Genomic DNA, 15993 nt, shown 5'->3' on the forward strand with positions numbered 1-15993 from the left:
TGGGCAAAAGAGCGCTATAATCAGAAAATAGGTGGTAATGCATGAAAATAAAGGATTTGGGCGAACGTGCCCTGATAAAACAGATCACCGAAGTGCTTGGGGAAAGCGCCTCGGCCAACGGGTTTGTGGGAATAGGCGATGATGCGGCTCTGACAACCTGTAATAAAGAAGCGTGGCTTGTTACCAGCAAAGATATGCTGGTGGAGGGCGTTCATTTTTTGCTGCCTGCCATGACTCCTGCGGATTTGGGCTACAAAGCTCTGGCGGTAAATATCAGCGATATTGCCGCCATGGGTGGCGTGCCGCGCCACGCGTATGTGGCGCTGGCTTTGCCCAAAGAAACAGGGGTGGAATTTATTCTGGAGTTTTACCGTGGCATGGGTCCGCTGGCCGCAGAATTGGGCACCACCATCAGCGGTGGCGATACCGTTTCTTCACCCGGCCCTCTGATGATCAGTATCACGGTGCAGGGGGAAGTTGACCGGCAAAAAGCACTTTTGCGCAGCGGTGCCTCTCCCGGAGATATACTTTGTACCACCGGGCCCCTTGGCGCTTCTGCCGCCGGCCTGGCTCTGCTTTTAAACAGGGAGCTGGACTGCCCGGAAAAGCTGCGTTCTCAGGCTCTGAATGCCCACTTCCGTCCCGTCCCCCGGGTACGGGAAGCTGATTTTCTGGCCCACAGCGGTGCAGTTACCGCAGCCATGGACATTTCAGACGGTCTTTTGGAGGACTTGGGTGAAATAAGCCAGGCCAGCGGCTGCGGAGTGCTGTTGGAGGAAGATAAAATCCCGGTCCACCCTGCTGCCCAACAGATTGCTCCTCTGGCGCAAAGTTTGGCGGCGGAATGGGCCTTAAACGGCGGCGAAGATTATGAGCTACTTTTGGCTGTGCAAAGCCGGCGATTTGCGTCCCTGTCCCGGGAGTATGAAAGTCGCTTTGGAGTGCCGCTTATGCCAATCGGTAAAGTGGTGGGGGAAAAGGGCCTGTGGATGGTTACAAAAGAGGGAAAACGGGTAAAACTAACGATTAAGGGTTTTCAGCATTTTTAAGGTGGTTGAACATTGGAACATGTAATTTATACCCATAGTGAAGAGGAGACGGAGCAGGTAGCGGCGGAGCTGGGAAAAAGTTTGTTTCCCGGGGCGGTGGTGCTTTTACAGGGTGATTTAGGAGCGGGCAAGACCGTATTTGCCCGCGGGGTGGGTCAGGGGCTCGGTGTGGCCACCCACATCCAAAGCCCCACCTTTACCTTGATGAATGCCCATCAGGGACGCATTCCTTTTTATCATTTTGACCTGTACCGTCTGGAATCGGAAGAGGAGCTTTTTGAATTGGGCATGGAGGAATATTTAGACGGCGACGGCGTCAGCCTGTTGGAGTGGGCGGAAAAGTTCCCGGAGTATTTTACTCTGCCTGTACTGCAGGTAACCATAGAAGTACTAAGCGCCACTAAAAGGCGACTGGTGCTGAGGGCAGAGGCCGGGCCCTATGAACAGGTAATCACTGCCTTGGCTGCGGGGGGTACAAAACGTTGAGGGTACTGGGAATCGACAGCGCTACGCTGGTCTGTAGTGTGGCACTGGTGTCGGAAGAAAAAACACTGGCAGAATACAACCTGCAGGTTAAAAAAACACATTCGGAACGTCTGCTGCCTTTGATTGCAGCCATGCTTCGTGATACAGGCCTAAAACCCGCCGATCTGGACGGTGTGGCGGTAGCTGCAGGTCCCGGCTCCTTTACCGGAGTGCGTATCGGTATGGTAACGGCCAAATCGCTTGGCCAGGCCCTGGCTGTTCCCCTGGCGGGAGTCTCCACCCTCCAGGCCTTGGCCGCACAGCACCCCCATTTCCCCGGAGTAGTCTGTCCCATTCTTGATGCTCGGCGCGACCAGGTATACAACGCCGTATTTCTGCCGGGAGAGCTGCCTGAGCATATCCAAAAGGAACGGGCTCTGGCCTTGGGTGAACTGTTGGCTGAGCTCAAAGACGGGGAAAAGGATGTGCTGTTTGTGGGAGATGCGGTACCCCTTCATCGGGAGACAATAGCTGATGCTCTGGGCCGGCGGGCCTGCTTTATGCCTCCGGAGAGCTCTGTCTGCCGCGCAGCGGCGGTAGCCCGACTGGGCCTAAAAGAGCTGCAGGCCGGTGGCGGCCGGACATGGCGGGATTTGGAGCCCCAATATGTACGCCGTTCCGAGGCGGAAGTGAAATATTTGGCCCGCAAAAAGCAAGGAGGCACTGGGCTTGACTGTGACAATTGAACCGATGAAATTTTCTCACGTTGACCGGGTAGCCCAGATTGAAAAAATGGTGTACCGTTACCCCTGGACCAGGCATGCCTTTGCCGGAGAAGTGGTGGATAATAGTTTTGCTTCGTATTATGTGGCAGTGGAAGATGATGAAGTGGTGGGATATGCCGGTATTTGGATAATCCTTGATGAAGCCCATGTCACTAACCTTGCAGTGTGCCCCACCAGGCAAAATCGCGGTGTGGGCCAAATGCTTTTGTATCACCTGATTAAGGTAGCAAGAGAAAAAGGTGCCCTGCGAATGACGCTGGAAGTGCGGTTTTCCAATCGAAAGGCTCAGGATTTATATAAAAAATTTGGCTTTGTTTCCTGTGGCGTCCGGCCCAATTATTATCGGGATGAAGATGCAATGATTATGTGGCTGGAGGATTTGCAGCGCGGCCACGGGTTTGAAGGCGCAGAGGGACAGCCCTAACCGGAGGAGAATAATGTTTGAAAAATTTTGTAAGCGGCTTTGCCTGCACACTAAAGCAGCACGCATCGCTTTTTTCAGCTCACTGATTTTTATTCTGTCCATCACCGTAATAGCAATTGTTTATCTCAGTGAAACGCCGGCCATTCCCACTCCCCCTGTGGTGGAGGCCTTTGAACCCACCGAGCTGGAAGCACGGTTTGTCTCTGAGTTTGGAGAGGAACAAGGCAGGCAGCTTTTTGGCCTGGTGCAGGAATCGGCGGCGGAAGGTGATTATGTACTGCAGAGTTATCATCTTTTGCGCGGAGAGACCGCTCTTACTGCAGGTCAGGCCAGAGAGCGGCTGGTTGATTTACAAAGAAACTGGGATGAAACTGCCGGCCCGTTACTTGCAGCGGAGGATGCTTTCATCCTGGCTGTAAGCGAAGATGTAGAGGAAGCAATATCACTGGCAAGGCGTGGATTAGAAAGGGGAATTCCCTTTATTAACAGAGCGCTGTCCAGAGCCAGAGGGAAGTTTTATGATCTAAATAACGTTTTGCTCACAGAAGATAAAAGTGAGAATTATTATGGAGAGACCAGGTTGGGGCAGCTTGTGGAAACGGAAGCCCTGCGCTGAACGGATGTGAAGAAAAATGTCGGAAACACTGATTTTGGGAATTGAAACCTCCTGTGATGAAACCGCCGCTGCCGTGGTGGCAGACGGCAATAAAATGCACAGCAATATCATCGCTTCCCAGATTGAAGATCATTGCAAATTTGGCGGTGTGGTGCCGGAAATTGCCTCCCGTAAACACCTGGAGATTATCAATGACGTGGTGGCCCAGGCACTTGCTGAGGCAGGCGTAACATTTGCTGATTTGTCGGCTATTGCCGTTACCCACGGACCAGGCCTGGTGGGAGCTCTTTTGGTGGGGGTAAATGCCGCCAAAACCCTGGCCTACGCCCTGGATAAACCCCTGGTGGCGGTAAACCATATTTTTTCCCACGTAGCCGCCAATTTTCTCGTGCACCACATCGAATTCCCCGCTGTTTGTCTGGTGGTTTCCGGGGGGCACACCAGCCTTTTGTATATGACGTCACGCTTTGATGCGGTTCTGTTAGGCGCCACCCGCGATGATGCAGCGGGAGAAGCCTTTGATAAAGTGGCCCGCGTTTTAGGCCTTGGTTATCCCGGCGGCCCGGCGGTGGATCGTGCTGCCCGTAACGGCGATTCCTCAGCTTTTGTTTTCCCCCGTGCCTTTTCCGGGCAGGACGAAGTTTTTAATTTTTCCTTTTCAGGCCTAAAGTCTGCTGTTATCAATACACTGCATAATTTGCGGCAGAAAAACGAGGTTGTTAACACTGCCGATGTGGCCGCCAGCTTTCAGCATGCGGTGGTGGAGATATTGGTGGAAAAAACCCGGGCGGCGGCACGGTCCAAACAAGCCCAAACCGTATTACTGGCCGGGGGAGTAGCGGCCAACAGCCTGTTACGCCGGCGACTGGCCCAGGCTTTGGAACAAGACGGCCGCCGGCTGCTCTATCCGCCCATGGAATTATGCACCGACAACGCTGCCATGGTGGCCGCCGCCGGGTATGATTTATTTAAGAGGCAAAAATTCGCAGGACTCGACTTAAATGCCACGCCCGTTTTAGACATAAACTGGCATTTACACTACTAATGTTACGACCATAACAAGGCCTGTGGTTTATGTTAACCACCTGTGGATAATGTGGATAAAAATTAATGTTCCCGTAATAATTGGGGTGTTTTCTGTGGATAAGCCTGTGGATTCTGTGGATTATTATGTAACTTCCGTGTGCTAAACATCAACAAATTGTTTAAAATCCGCAGATTTCGCATGCAGCATCTATTTACATAATAATATTTCATAAGTAAATCCGCTTTAATTCGACAACTAAGCTTCGACACAAGCGGGCTGTGGTTCGACACAAGTTGTTGGCGAATGCCGGGGCAGCTTGGTGTAAAACCCTGTTTCACTAACAAATGTGTGCTAATAGGTTCAGAATAATGGTCTTGTGAATACACTAAAAAGCGAGACTATGGGAAAGAGGGGTCAGCTTTTGCTGAAGAACATTAAAAGGATTCATTTTATTGGTATTGGTGGATACGGAATGAGTGCTTTGGCGCGGGTTCTGTTGGATATGGGATACAGCGTCAGTGGTTCCGACCAAAAGCAGAGTAAAATTACGGAGAAGTTGGCCCGGGAAGGTGCGGAGGTTCACCAGGGTCACGACAAGAGCTATGTTGACGGGGCGGAACTGGTTATTTACTCCACGGCCATCCCCCGGCACAACCCGGAGTATGCGGCGGCGGTGCAGGCCGGGTTGCCTATCTGGCACCGTTCTAAGCTGTTGGCCCATTTTTTAAACGGTCGTTTTGGCATTGCCATCGCCGGCACCCATGGCAAAACCACCACCACATCCATGGTGGCTAAAGTATTGACCAGCGGAGGCCTGGATCCCACTGCCTTTATCGGCGGTGTGCTAAACGATTTTGGCGGCAACGCGCGTATCGGTCGCTCGCAATATGTGGTGGCGGAAGCCGATGAAAGCGATAATTCGTTTCTGCGCTATAATGCCAGCCTGGCGGTGGTAACCAATATCGAAGCAGACCACATGGAACATTATGAAGGTGACTTCGACCTGCTTTTAAGCGGCTACCGGCAGTTTTTAAAGAATATCAAGCCTGAAGGCACAGCCATCCTTTATGCAGAGGATCAGTACCTGGGAGATATGGTGCCGGATCATTTGTCGAAAATCATTACTTACGGCCGGGATAAAGGCGACTATCGTGCCACCGACCTGCGCCCACAGGGATGGGGTACCCGCTTTACCGTCCGGCGCGGCGAAGCGGAGCTGGGAGAAATTTTTCTGCACGTTCCGGGAAGCCATAATGTTCTAAACGCTCTGGCAGCAGTGGTGGTGGGTTTGGAGCTGGGAGTTTCCTTTGCCGATATCCAAAAAGGACTGGGCGAATTTCGCGGTGCCGACCGACGGTTCCAGTTCCTGTACCAAAAAAACGACCTGCTGGTGATAGATGATTACGCCCATCATCCCACCGAGGTACAGGTAACGCTGCAGGCGGCCAGATCCAATAAACCCCGACGGGTAATTGCGGTTTTCCAGCCGCATCGCTATTCACGCACCCAGTATTTTATGGACGATTTTGCCCGCTCTTTCGGCCAGGCCGATAAAGTGTTTTTGCACCGCATCTATGCCGCCAGTGAAGAGCCGCTGGAAGGAGTTTCATCCTCTGTACTGGCGGAGAGAATCCGTGCCCAAGGTGTAGATGTGGAACAAATAGACGATGAAAATGAAATTGTGGAAAAAGTATTGGCCATGCTGCAGGCCGGTGATATGGTTCTCACCATGGGGGCCGGCGATGTGACGGAGTTGGGCCATACCATTGCGGAGCGTTTGCATGAAAAAGACAACGGACCGGCCTGATCTGTACCCTTACTTGTTAACCGCAGTATCGCAGGACAATGTGCTGCCCCTTACCTCGGTATGTAACCTGGGCTGCATCTTTTGCAGCCACCGGCAGAACCCGCCGGAGGTGAACACCTTCAGGCTGCCGCCCCTTTCTGTGGATCAGATATTGGAGTTGGCGCAGTTTCTGGACCCGAATCAGAAAGTGATTATCGGAGAATCGGCTACCCGCCTGGATGAAGGAGAGCCTTTCACCCATCCGCAGATTATTACCGTTTTGGAAAAGCTGCGCAGCTTATTGCCGGATACGGTATTTGCCCTGACCACAAACGGCACGCTTTTAACAGCCCAAACCATCGGTAAGCTAAAAGCACTGGCGCCGCTGGAAATAACTCTGTCTTTAAACAGTGTGACGCCGGCCGGGCGCCAACTTTTATTAGGCGACAAAAATGCTGCCCGGGCAGCAGAGGCGGTACGCTCTCTGAAATTAGCCGGCGTCCCTTTCCATGGCAGTTTGCTGGCCATGCCCCATTTGACCGGTTGGCCGGACATGGAGGAAACGGTGGATTTTCTGGCGGCAGAAAATGCCCGCACTGTCCGTGTTTTTCTGCCCGGCTACACCGCCCGGGCACCGCAGAACCTGCGCTTTCCACTGTCGCTCTGGCCTGAAATCATTACCTGGGCCAAAAAGAAAACTGATCAGTTGGGCGTGCCCGTTATACCGGAACCGGCCTGCCCTGACAACTTACTCCCACAAATATACGGAATCATGCCCGCCTCGCCGGCAGCCGGGGCCGGACTGCAAAGCGGCGACATCATCCGGGCCGTGGACGACAAAGCGGTCCGTACCCGGGTGGAAGCCTATCAGGCTGCCCGACAGGCCGCTAATCCCCGGTTGAAGGTGGAAAGAAGCGGGGACACCTTTACCGCTTCTATGACAAAGGAAAGGGGACAGGCTCCCGGTTTTGTAATTCATTACGATTTCGCCACCGGGCGCATGGACGAAGTGGCCGCCGAAATCCGCCGCCACCGTGCAAAAGCTCCGCTTTTGCTGGCCTCTGAGTTTGCCGGACCATTGCTAAAAGAAGTGGCGGCGTTGCTGTCACTGCCTGCAAATTCGGTGTGGGAGGTCAAGAACCGCTTTTTTGGCGGCTCCATCCGGGCTGCCGGCCTGCTTACCGCACAGGATTTTCTTGCCGCCGCCCGGGAGGCCATGGCCCATCAGCACTGTGATTTACTCCTTGTTCCCCGGGAGGCCTTTGACCACCGCGGAGTGGATTTGTGCGGAGAAGATATCAGCACGCTAACTGCAGCCCTTAATATTCCCGTTTGTGCAGTGTAGCAAATTGATACACTGTCGGCGTTGACAAGTAACACTGCGTTGTTTACACTAATAAAAACAAGAGGCAAGGAGCAATGTGAATGGATTATGTCAGAGTCTTTGTGGAGGTCCCCAAAGGATCTCGCAACAAGTATGAGTTCAACAAGACCACAGGCCGGTTTCTTTTGGATCGGATGCTGTTTTCCGCCGTTCATTACCCGGCAGATTACGGTTTTATCCCGGAAACGCTGGCTGAGGACGGCGATGAGTTGGATGCGCTGGTGCTAGCCGGCGACCCCACTTTCCCCGGATGTGAAATCCGCGCAGTACCCGTGGCGGTTTTGGAAATGTGGGACGAGAAGGGCAGAGACGAAAAAGTCATCTGTGTCTCCCTGGGAGATCCGCTGTGGGGATGGATTACCGGGTATGAGGACCTGCCCCCCAACCTGGTGCGGGAAATCTCCCACTTCTTTGAAATTTATAAAGACCTGGAAGAAAAGAAGGTAAAAGTGGGCGGCTGGGAAGGCAAAGCCAAAGCCTGGGAAGTGATTCGCGCCTCCCGGGAACGCTATGCCAACCGCACCGACGTCTAAACCATAAAACTACCATAAAAGCCAAAGAGGTTGCTGACCAAAAAAGTCAGCAACCTCTTTCTCTTTGGGGTCCTTGTTTTCCTTAAGGGCGCTCCACCGGCAGGCCTTCCTGCTGCCAACCCAGCATGCCGTACTCCAGGTTGTAGACATTGCGGTAGCCCAGGGCCCGCAAGTACAGGGCGGCATAGGCGGAGCGGGCACCGCTGCGGCAGACGGTGACAATTTCCCTTTCCCGGTCACCGGGCAGCCGCTTTGCTTCCTGGGGCAGGCTGCGCAGCGGAATGTGCATGGCTCCTTCGATATAGCCGCCCGGCAATTCTTCCTTTTCCCGCACGTCCAGCACCAGCGGCGGCTCTTTGGCCTGCAGCCGCTTATAAAGCTCACCGCTGTCCATTGTTCCCAGCTTGTGCGGCGACTGCTGGAGAAAATGTTCCAGGCCCAGGCACATCTGCCCCATCACCGACGAAACCTGTGGGACCGGCGATTGCACTTGTTCAGGAGCATACTCAATTTTTTCCGCAACCTGCCGGCCTAAGCCGGGCTTTATTTTATCACAGAGCTGCAGCGCCAGATCGATGCCGGCGGAAACTCCCGCCGCCATATACACATTGCCCTGCCGTTCCACGCGGTTGCCGGTCACATCAAGCTCCGGTTTAAGCTTTTGCAGCTCTTCCAGGGCCAGATGATAGGTGGTGGCCCGCCCTTTTTGCAGCAGGCCGGCGTTGGCCAGTATGAAGGCACCGGTACAGACAGAGGCCACAATTTCCGCATGGTTGGCAGCCTGGCGGACAAAATCCAGCATGGCCGGATTATGCATTTCCCTGTGGCGCCCCTGGCCTCCGGGAATCACCAGCCAGTGGGCCTGGGGCGCATCAGCAAAGGAGTAATCCGGCTCCACCTTCAGCCCGTTGGCACAACGCACAGCTTTTCCGTCCTGGCTGACGGTATAGACAGAAACATCCTGCCCGACTTTGCTCAGAAAGGAAAACACTTCATAAGGCCCAACAAAATCCAGCTCTTCCACTTCAGGAAAAATAACAATCATTATCTTCATCAAATTCCTCCATCCTGGGGGTCAGGTTTAATGTTATTAATCATTTTCATTTACTGAGTATACCGGTAAAGAGGTTTTACTGCATTACAGATAGATTATTTCTGCTTCAATAGTTTTGCCAAGGGTGATGATGCCGCAGGAATGGCGAGGCTCGCGGCGGCGGTCGGTGGGGGAGCCGGGATTAAACAGCAGCACACCGTTTACCCGTTCATTATATGGCTGGTGGCTGTGTCCAAACACCACACAATCCACCGCCTCCCCGGCAAAAGCTTCCAGGGAGCGCTGCGGGGTTTTGCTGCGGTTGGAACCGATGTTGCCGTGAATCAGCCCGATATTGTACCCGGCAAGCTGCAGTATTTTTTTCTCACCCAGACGTTCATGCACTTCAAAGGAGTCCATATTGCCTGCCACCGCCTCCACCGGAGCAATGGCTGTCAGATCATCCAATACCGATTCCTCCACCAGGTCACCGGCGTGGAGAATCAGATCCACCCCGTCAAAGAGGTCAAACAGAACGGGGGGCAAATGCTTTGCCCGGGCGGGTATATGAGTGTCGCTTAGAACACCGATGCGCATAAAAGATAACCTCCAATCTTTTCCTGCTACCATTGTATTTACTAAAACTTTCTGCGGCAAGAGGGATATTGCAATTAGTGGCGAATTTTAGGCAAAAAGGCTTTAGGGGAGATGATTTTTTGCTGCTGGAAGCAACTGGATTAATAAAGAAATATAACGGTAAAACCGTGGTGGATAATATCAGCTTTTCCCTTAATGAGGGAGAAGCCTACGGATTGTTGGGCCCAAACGGTGCCGGTAAATCCACCACCATTGGCATGATTTTTGGACTGGTACGCCCTGACGGCGGAACGGTAATGGTGGAGGGACTTGATGCCTGGCAAAAACCACTGCAGGCCAAAAAGCTGTTGGGTTATGTGCCGCAGGAAATTGCTCTCTATGGTGATTTGTCGGCCAGGGAAAATCTGATGTTTTGGGGCCGGATGTATGATTTGGGCGGCAGCCGCCTAAAAGACAGGGTGGCGCAGGTGCTGGACATTGTGGGGCTTTCCGAGCGGGGCGGTGACAAAGTGGAAACTTTCTCCGGTGGAATGAAGCGGCGTATAAATATTGCCGCGGCTCTGTTGCATGAGCCTAAAGTTTTGATTATGGATGAACCCACGGTGGGTATTGATCCGCAATCCCGGACCTATATTCTGGAGACGGTAAAGAACCTAAACGCACAGGGAACCACCGTTATTTATACCAGCCATTACATGGAAGAAGTGGAGTTTCTCTGCCACCGTATCGGAGTAATCGACCACGGCCGCCTGATTGCCCAGGGGACATTACATGAACTGCGCAGTCTTGTGGGTGAAGCTGGACAGGTTAGTTTTGTTCTGCGGGGCAGCAGAGACGGGTTTCTTGAGGCGGTGCAGTCGCTGCCCCAGGTAAAGCAGGCTACCCTGCAGGAGGACCGCCTGGTGGTGACCACCACTGAATCCGCCAATGCTCTGGCTGCGGTAGCCGCTACCCTGGCCGCCGCGGGAGTGGAGATGCAAAAGGTAGACATCCAGGAGCCGAACCTGGAAGCAGTTTTTTTACATTTAACGGGTCGGGCCCTGCGGGATTAGGGGGAGCACAATGAAGACAGTTTGGATCTGCTTAAAAGACCTGCTGCAGGCCGTCCGTGACGGCAAAGGATTACTGCTGTTGATAGTGATGCCGCTTATCCTGATAGCCATCCTGGGCTCCGCTTTTGGCGGGCAGTTTGCACCGGCACAGGGTGTTATGACCTTTGATTTTGCGCTGGTGGATGAAGACGGCGGGGTGATGGGGGAGGCGGTCCGTTCCTTTTTATCCTCTGATGAATTTGGCGATATGTTTAGCGTGTTGGAGACCACGGCGGCGGAAGCAGAGAAGCATGTCAACGCAGGTAATCTGGCCGCCGCAGTTATTGTGCCTGCGGGCTTTAGCGAATTATTTATGGCCGGAGAACCGGTGGAGTTAACCTTGTTAACGGATCAAACGCGTTTTATTTCTCCCATGGTGGCAGAGTCTCTCCTGCAGAACTTTGCTGAGTCCCTGAGCGCCGGTCAGTTGGCGGTGGTGCAGGCAGTTTCCGGCGGCTATGCCGACGGACAGGAGTTGGCAAGCCTGGGTGAGGCGGTGGCCTTGGATCTGCAGGCAACTATGCCGCAGATTAAAGAAGAATTGTCGCAGCGGGATGCTCTCATCACTTCTTTTCAGTATTATACAGCGGCCATGGCGGTTATGTTTATGCTTTTTGCCGGTATGAACGGCCTGCAGGCCATTGTCGCTGAACGCCGTAACCATACTTTTCACCGGTTGGCAGCGTCACCGTTGTCCCGCAGCCAGTTTGTTTGGGGGAAATTTTTTGGCATCGTTGCGGTCTGTTTTGCTCAGTTTTTGGTACTAATGTTGGGGACCCGTTATCTTTACGGTGTTTCCTGGGGCAGCAGGCCTTGGGAAGCCGCTGTTGTAGCGCTCTCCTTCGGGGTGGCGGTAAGCGGCCTCTCGCTGATGTCTTCTGCTTTGGTGCAGAATGAAAAGACACTTATGGCCATTTGGCCCATCGGCATTCAAATCAGCTCGGCTTTAGGCGGTAGCATGGTACCGCTGGCAGCGTTTCCACCCACCATGCAGCTGGTAGCCCGGGTAACGCCAAATTTCTGGGGCCTGCAGGCTTTTACCCAGGTGATGATGGGGCAGGCATTAAACTGGCTGCTGCTTTTGCCGCTTTTGGGCGTCGGCGTGGTTTCTCTCGGTGTGGCCACCGTGCGGATTACAAGGATATAGGGGGTGCTGATTATTAAAAGCTTATATATTGCCAGACGGGTTTTGTTTGCCAACATCCCCATGATGCTCATGATTATGGCCATGGCTTTGGCCTTTACCTTTATTTTCGGTAATCTGTTGGTGGCCGACGGCGGCGGCACCCCCACATATAACATTGCTTTGGTTATTCAGGATGAAGGCTCTCTGGCCGCTGACTTTAGCCGTGACATTGCCCACAATCCCCGCCTGCAGGCGGCAAACGTTACAGAGGATGAGGCGCGACGGCTGGTAATGGGGCATAATGTGCTGCTGGCTGTGCTGGTGCCCCAGGGGTTTACCGAGGATTTGCTGGCGGGGCGTGGCCCCAAACTAACGTTTTTACGCGATGAGGAGAACAATCTTTTTATGGCGGCGCGACAGGAAATTGAGCGGGAGCTGACCCGCACCAGAGCGGCGGTGGCCACGGCCAACCGTCTGTCTGCCGATACAGAGCAGTGGGACACTGTTTATCACGATACCCTGACAGCTTGGCAAACCCCGCCGGTAACGGTGCAGACCAGTGCCTTAGGTGAAGTGCAGGATAACGGCGAGCGGCAAATGGACCGCACCGGTATGGGGATGACGGTGATGTTTGTGATGATTACGGTAATTTCCGCCTCCGGAGCCATTTTGGATGAGCGCAACCAGGGAACGTGGCAGCGCATGATTGCCGCTCCGGCGCCGCGCAGCACCATATTAGGCGGGTATTTACTGAGCTATTTTGCACTGGGTGTGTTGCAGTTTAGTATCCTTCTGATTATGAGCCGCTTTGTGATGGGAGTTAGCTGGCCCAACCTCCTTGGGGTGGCTGTGGTGACGGTGGTTTTTTTATTATCCAGTATCTCCCTGGGCCTCTTTATTGCCGGAATGGTCCGCACCTTCCAGCAGCAGCAGGCAGTTTCTGCGCTGGTGGTCACCGCCACCAGTATGCTGGGCGGTCTTTTCTGGCCCATTGACATCGTTTCACCCCTAATGCAAACCATGGCCAGAATCACGCCCCAGTATTGGGCCATGCGGGGCTATGAACAGCTGTTGTTTGCCGGCCTGGACTGGTCTGCTCTGCAGCAACCGCTTCTTGTTCTACTGGGCTTTGCCGGCATCTTTTTTGCTCTTGGTATGAGCCGCATCAAATTTGCCTGATTATTCTTTAGATAACTCTATAACCTGCTGCCAATGTTTTGCAGACACCGGCATCACAGACAGGCGGGGCTGGCGAACCAGAGCCCACTTTTCAAACTGTGGTGCCTCCTTTATTTCTTTTAATGTAACAGGGCGCGGCAGTGCATGTTGCGCACGGACATTTACCGCGTGAAACTGGTCATCTGTGGGGTCTGAAAAAGGGATGGAGACAATTTCTGCCACACCGACGATGGCTTTCTCGTTGCCGGTATGATAAATAAAGGCCTGGTCGCCGGGGCTCATGGCACGGATATTTTTTTGTGCCTGGCGGTTGCGCACCCCGTCCCAGACATCCATACCGGCCTGTTTTAAATCCGCAAAACTGTAATCCTCAGGTTCTGTTTTTAACAGCCAATAATTCATAATTAATCTCCTCCAAAAATTTAGTTCGTTTTGGTCAAAAATGAGACAAATGTCCTAAAGAAATTGTTCGACATACTTATACAGATTTTGATGCAGGTAAAGGTAATAATGCGGAGAATCTTAATAAGCATTGAAGTGTGGGGGTTTTGCATGTCAAAACAACAGGGGTTGCGACGGAATGTTGGGGATACCCAGTCATTTGTGGCAGATTGGGTAAATGATTCTTTGCAACAAAATTGTACATTTATCAGCACCGTATTAGATATTATGGATGCGCTGCTTGTTGTGCTGGACATAAACGGGCGCATTGTCCTTTTTAATCAGGCTTGTGAGAGGCTTACCGGTTATACCTTTGCCGAGGTTAAAGGCCGGGATGTTTTTAGTATGTTTCTCTTACCCGGGGAAAGAGAAGGAGTACAGCAGGTGGCGGACAAGCTGTTGTCGGGAGCAGTCAAGTTTCCTGTAACCCATCAGAATTTCTGGCTCACAAAGGATGGGGCAAAGCGCCTTGTTTCCTGGTCAAACTCTGTTCTCACCGACGATGAGGGCAACGTACAGTTTATAGTTTGCAGCGGTACGGATATCACCGAACAGGAGCAGGACCGTAAAGCACTGGAACACAGTGAAAGGTTATTTTTTAATCTTTTCGAACGGGCAAACGATGCTATTTTTCTCAGTGAAGTGCTGCCCGACGGTTCTCTTAGTACCTACATTGAAGTAAATAACCTGGCCTGTGAGAAACTGGGCTATACCAGAGAGGAGTTCAAAAAGCTTTCTCCAACCACATTCCCAATTGTGGAAAGAAAGCAGCAGACCAAAGAAATAGAAAAGTGCATCCATTCCGGTTGTACCATCTGGGATGTTACCATGTTGGCCAAAGACGGCAGAGAGGTTCCTTTTGAGCTAAATGCCCATATCTTCCAGGCCAATGACAAAACCTTCTGCCTGGCCATTTGCCGTGATATTACGGAGCGCAAGAAAGCAGAGGCGGTTCTTAAGGAAAGCGAGGAGCGCTACCGCAATCTGGTGGAGCTCTCTCCTGATGCCATTTTCGTCCACCAGGGCGGTCGCTTCATCTATGCCAATACCGCTTCAGCCAGACTTTTCCGAGCCAAAGACCCGGCCTGGCTGATAGGCAAGCCCATTGAAGAATTGGTGCCTCCGGATCGCAAAGAAATATTCTTGAAGAACATGGCTACATTGAAGAGCGGTGAAAAAGAGCAGTGCATCGCCCAGGGTAAGGTGGTTTGCTACGACGGGACGGTGTTGGATGTGGATATTGCCTGCAGTATGCTGACCTACCATGGTGAGCCTGCCATCCAGGTGATAGTGCGGGATATTTCCGACCGCAAAAAGAGTGAGTATGAAATGCTTAAAGCCAGTAAACTGCAGTCCCTTGGAACTTTGGCGGGAAGCATCGCCCATGAATATAACAATCTGTTAACGGTGATTCTTGGCAACCTGTCCATTGCCCGGATGTATGCTGACCATGACAGTAAAGCCACAGAAATCCTGCAGGAAGTGGAAGCTGCCGCCATCCAGGCCCGGGAACTGACACAGCGGTTGCGCACTTTTGCCCGGGGTGGAAGCCCGGTAAAAAAAGCATTGAATTTGCGCAACCTGCTGTTTAAAACCGGCCTTGATTTACTGGATGACGGTCATATTAATTATAACCTGAAAATTCCGGGAGATCTGTTGCCGCTGGAGGCCGATGAGGCTCAGCTGTGCCAGGCGATGAATGATATTATGCTCAATGCCGTCCAGGCCATGCCCCAGGGCGGGGCCGTGGATATTGTGGCGGAAAACATCACCTCCGAGGGCGCTGCCCATCTTGACCTGGAAGAGGGTTTGTATGTGAAAATTTCCATCACCGATGAAGGACCCGGCATAGCCGAGGAAGAGCTGACCACCATTTTTGACCCGTTCTACACCACAAAACCGGAAAGTGACGGCTTAGGGCTGTCCACCGCTTATTCCATTATCAATAAACACGGCGGCCATTTGACGGTGGAGTCGGTGCAGGGAGAAGGGGCCACCTTTATTATTTACCTGCCGGCCATGCATAGCATGGAACTTCCTCACTCAGAAGAGGAAAAGGAGTATAGCGGCACCGGCAAAATTCTCGTTATGGAAGACGAGCCGGCTATTCGTAAGACGGTGGAGGAAATGTTGTCCCTTTTGGGCTATGACGCAGTTACCGCAGCAGATGGAACAGAGGCCCTGAAACTGTACCAGGAGGCAAAAGAGCACGGAGAACCCTTTGAACGGGTAATTTTGGACCTGATGGTGGCAGAGGGGATGGGCGGCAAGGAAACCATAGAGAAACTACAGGAGCTGGATCCCCATGTCAAATCTTATGTATCCAGCGGATATTCCAACGATCCGGTCATTTCCCACTACAAAGAATATGGTTTCTGCGGCTGTATACCCAAACCGTATACCATTGAACAATTAGGTGCGGCTTTAAGAAGAGCATAATAACAAAAAAGGCAGGGA

The 15993-nt window shown here is 52.6% G+C and carries 16 protein-coding genes; 13 read left to right on the plus strand and 3 right to left on the minus strand.

The window, feature by feature from the left end:
- Positions 1-41 precede the first annotated feature (41 nt).
- The 9 genes from thiL to DEALDRAFT_RS01525 all read left to right on the plus strand — a co-directional run bounded on the left by thiL (position 42) and on the right by DEALDRAFT_RS01525 (position 8069).
- Complete coding sequence (gene thiL, locus DEALDRAFT_RS01485) at positions 42-1049, plus strand: thiamine-phosphate kinase (RefSeq protein ID WP_008514185.1); 1008 nt, start codon at positions 42-44, stop codon at positions 1047-1049.
- Between the two features lie 12 nt (positions 1050-1061).
- Positions 1062-1535: a tRNA (adenosine(37)-N6)-threonylcarbamoyltransferase complex ATPase subunit type 1 TsaE gene (tsaE, locus tag DEALDRAFT_RS01490; protein ID WP_008514187.1), complete on the plus strand. Its 474-nt coding sequence runs from the start codon at positions 1062-1064 to the stop codon at positions 1533-1535.
- Entirely contained in the window at positions 1532-2260 is a 729-nt protein-coding gene (gene tsaB, locus DEALDRAFT_RS01495; RefSeq protein WP_008514189.1) for a tRNA (adenosine(37)-N6)-threonylcarbamoyltransferase complex dimerization subunit type 1 TsaB, read from the plus strand. The genes tsaE and tsaB overlap by 4 nt, the downstream gene beginning before the upstream one ends.
- The gene (rimI, locus tag DEALDRAFT_RS01500) at positions 2250-2723 is read left to right on the plus strand and encodes a ribosomal protein S18-alanine N-acetyltransferase (RefSeq protein ID WP_243441124.1); all 474 of its coding nucleotides are present in this window, start codon (positions 2250-2252) and stop codon (positions 2721-2723) included. The genes tsaB and rimI overlap by 11 nt, the downstream gene beginning before the upstream one ends.
- Positions 2724-2736: 13 nt before the next feature.
- A complete protein-coding gene (locus DEALDRAFT_RS01505; protein WP_008514192.1) occupies positions 2737-3339 on the plus strand; it encodes a hypothetical protein in 603 nt (200 codons plus the stop codon).
- Positions 3340-3355: 16 nt separating this feature from the next.
- Positions 3356-4384 (plus strand): tRNA (adenosine(37)-N6)-threonylcarbamoyltransferase complex transferase subunit TsaD, encoded by a 1029-nt coding sequence (gene tsaD, locus DEALDRAFT_RS01510; RefSeq protein ID WP_008514194.1) that lies wholly within the window; start codon positions 3356-3358, stop codon positions 4382-4384.
- 403 nt (positions 4385-4787) lie between these two features.
- Positions 4788-6173: a UDP-N-acetylmuramate--L-alanine ligase gene (murC, locus tag DEALDRAFT_RS01515; protein ID WP_008514196.1), complete on the plus strand. Its 1386-nt coding sequence runs from the start codon at positions 4788-4790 to the stop codon at positions 6171-6173.
- On the plus strand, positions 6148-7497 hold the full coding sequence (locus tag DEALDRAFT_RS01520; RefSeq protein WP_008514198.1) for a DUF512 domain-containing protein: 1350 nt from the start codon (positions 6148-6150) through the stop codon (positions 7495-7497). The genes murC and DEALDRAFT_RS01520 overlap by 26 nt, the downstream gene beginning before the upstream one ends.
- A gap of 80 nt (positions 7498-7577) precedes the next feature.
- The gene (locus DEALDRAFT_RS01525) at positions 7578-8069 is read left to right on the plus strand and encodes an inorganic diphosphatase (RefSeq protein ID WP_008514199.1); all 492 of its coding nucleotides are present in this window, start codon (positions 7578-7580) and stop codon (positions 8067-8069) included.
- Positions 8070-8151: 82 nt separating this feature from the next.
- On the opposite strand, the gene DEALDRAFT_RS15735 is transcribed toward DEALDRAFT_RS01525, so the two are convergent.
- Both DEALDRAFT_RS15735 and DEALDRAFT_RS01535 read right to left on the minus strand, forming a co-directional pair.
- The gene (locus DEALDRAFT_RS15735; protein ID WP_008514202.1) at positions 8152-9123 is read right to left on the minus strand and encodes a DJ-1/PfpI family protein; all 972 of its coding nucleotides are present in this window, start codon (positions 9121-9123) and stop codon (positions 8152-8154) included.
- Positions 9124-9207: 84 nt separating this feature from the next.
- Positions 9208-9699 carry a metallophosphoesterase family protein gene (locus DEALDRAFT_RS01535; protein WP_008514204.1) on the minus strand — a complete coding sequence of 164 codons (492 nt, stop codon included), beginning with the start codon at positions 9697-9699 and terminating at the stop codon, positions 9208-9210.
- Positions 9700-9821: 122 nt separating this feature from the next.
- Here DEALDRAFT_RS01535 and DEALDRAFT_RS01540 point away from each other — a divergent pair, with 122 nt between their 5' ends.
- The 3 genes from DEALDRAFT_RS01540 to DEALDRAFT_RS01550 are packed head-to-tail and all read left to right on the plus strand — an operon-like array spanning position 9822 to position 13095.
- Positions 9822-10751, plus strand: a complete 930-nt coding sequence (locus DEALDRAFT_RS01540) for an ABC transporter ATP-binding protein (RefSeq protein ID WP_040378310.1) — start codon at positions 9822-9824, stop codon at positions 10749-10751.
- Between the two features lie 10 nt (positions 10752-10761).
- Complete coding sequence (locus DEALDRAFT_RS01545; protein WP_008514208.1) at positions 10762-11937, plus strand: ABC transporter permease; 1176 nt, start codon at positions 10762-10764, stop codon at positions 11935-11937.
- A 3-nt stretch (positions 11938-11940) separates the two neighbouring features.
- Positions 11941-13095, plus strand: coding sequence for an ABC transporter permease (locus DEALDRAFT_RS01550; protein WP_008514209.1), 1155 nt, complete (start codon positions 11941-11943; stop codon positions 13093-13095).
- Here the strand turns inward: DEALDRAFT_RS01550 and DEALDRAFT_RS01555 are convergent, their stop codons facing one another.
- On the minus strand, positions 13096-13497 hold the full coding sequence (locus DEALDRAFT_RS01555; protein ID WP_008514211.1) for an EVE domain-containing protein: 402 nt from the start codon (positions 13495-13497) through the stop codon (positions 13096-13098).
- A 150-nt stretch (positions 13498-13647) separates the two neighbouring features.
- Here DEALDRAFT_RS01555 and DEALDRAFT_RS15740 point away from each other — a divergent pair, with 150 nt between their 5' ends.
- Entirely contained in the window at positions 13648-15975 is a 2328-nt protein-coding gene (locus DEALDRAFT_RS15740) for a PAS domain-containing hybrid sensor histidine kinase/response regulator (protein ID WP_008514212.1), read from the plus strand.
- The last annotated feature ends 18 nt before the right edge of the window (positions 15976-15993 follow it).

It is taken from the genome of Dethiobacter alkaliphilus AHT 1 (assembly GCF_000174415.1).
In the GTDB taxonomy this organism is placed as follows: Bacteria; Bacillota; Dethiobacteria; order Dethiobacterales; family Dethiobacteraceae; genus Dethiobacter; species Dethiobacter alkaliphilus.

Bases quoted from the DNA above. Each gene is read 5' to 3' on its own strand.
- DEALDRAFT_RS15740 (WP_008514212.1), top strand. From the start codon at position 13,648: ATGTCAAAACAACAGGGGTTGCGACGGAATGTTGGGGATACCCAGTCA.
- tsaD (WP_008514194.1), top strand. From the start codon at position 3,356: ATGTCGGAAACACTGATTTTGGGAATTGAAACCTCCTGTGATGAAACC.
- thiL (WP_008514185.1), top strand. From the start codon at position 42: ATGAAAATAAAGGATTTGGGCGAACGTGCCCTGATAAAACAGATCACC.
- DEALDRAFT_RS01505 (WP_008514192.1), top strand. From the start codon at position 2,737: ATGTTTGAAAAATTTTGTAAGCGGCTTTGCCTGCACACTAAAGCAGCA.
- DEALDRAFT_RS01525 (WP_008514199.1), top strand. From the start codon at position 7,578: ATGGATTATGTCAGAGTCTTTGTGGAGGTCCCCAAAGGATCTCGCAAC.
- DEALDRAFT_RS01555 (WP_008514211.1), bottom strand. From the start codon at position 13,497: ATGAATTATTGGCTGTTAAAAACAGAACCTGAGGATTACAGTTTTGCG.
- DEALDRAFT_RS01545 (WP_008514208.1), top strand. From the start codon at position 10,762: ATGAAGACAGTTTGGATCTGCTTAAAAGACCTGCTGCAGGCCGTCCGT.
- DEALDRAFT_RS01520 (WP_008514198.1), top strand. From the start codon at position 6,148: ATGAAAAAGACAACGGACCGGCCTGATCTGTACCCTTACTTGTTAACC.
- DEALDRAFT_RS01535 (WP_008514204.1), bottom strand. From the start codon at position 9,699: ATGCGCATCGGTGTTCTAAGCGACACTCATATACCCGCCCGGGCAAAG.
- DEALDRAFT_RS15735 (WP_008514202.1), bottom strand. From the start codon at position 9,123: ATGAAGATAATGATTGTTATTTTTCCTGAAGTGGAAGAGCTGGATTTT.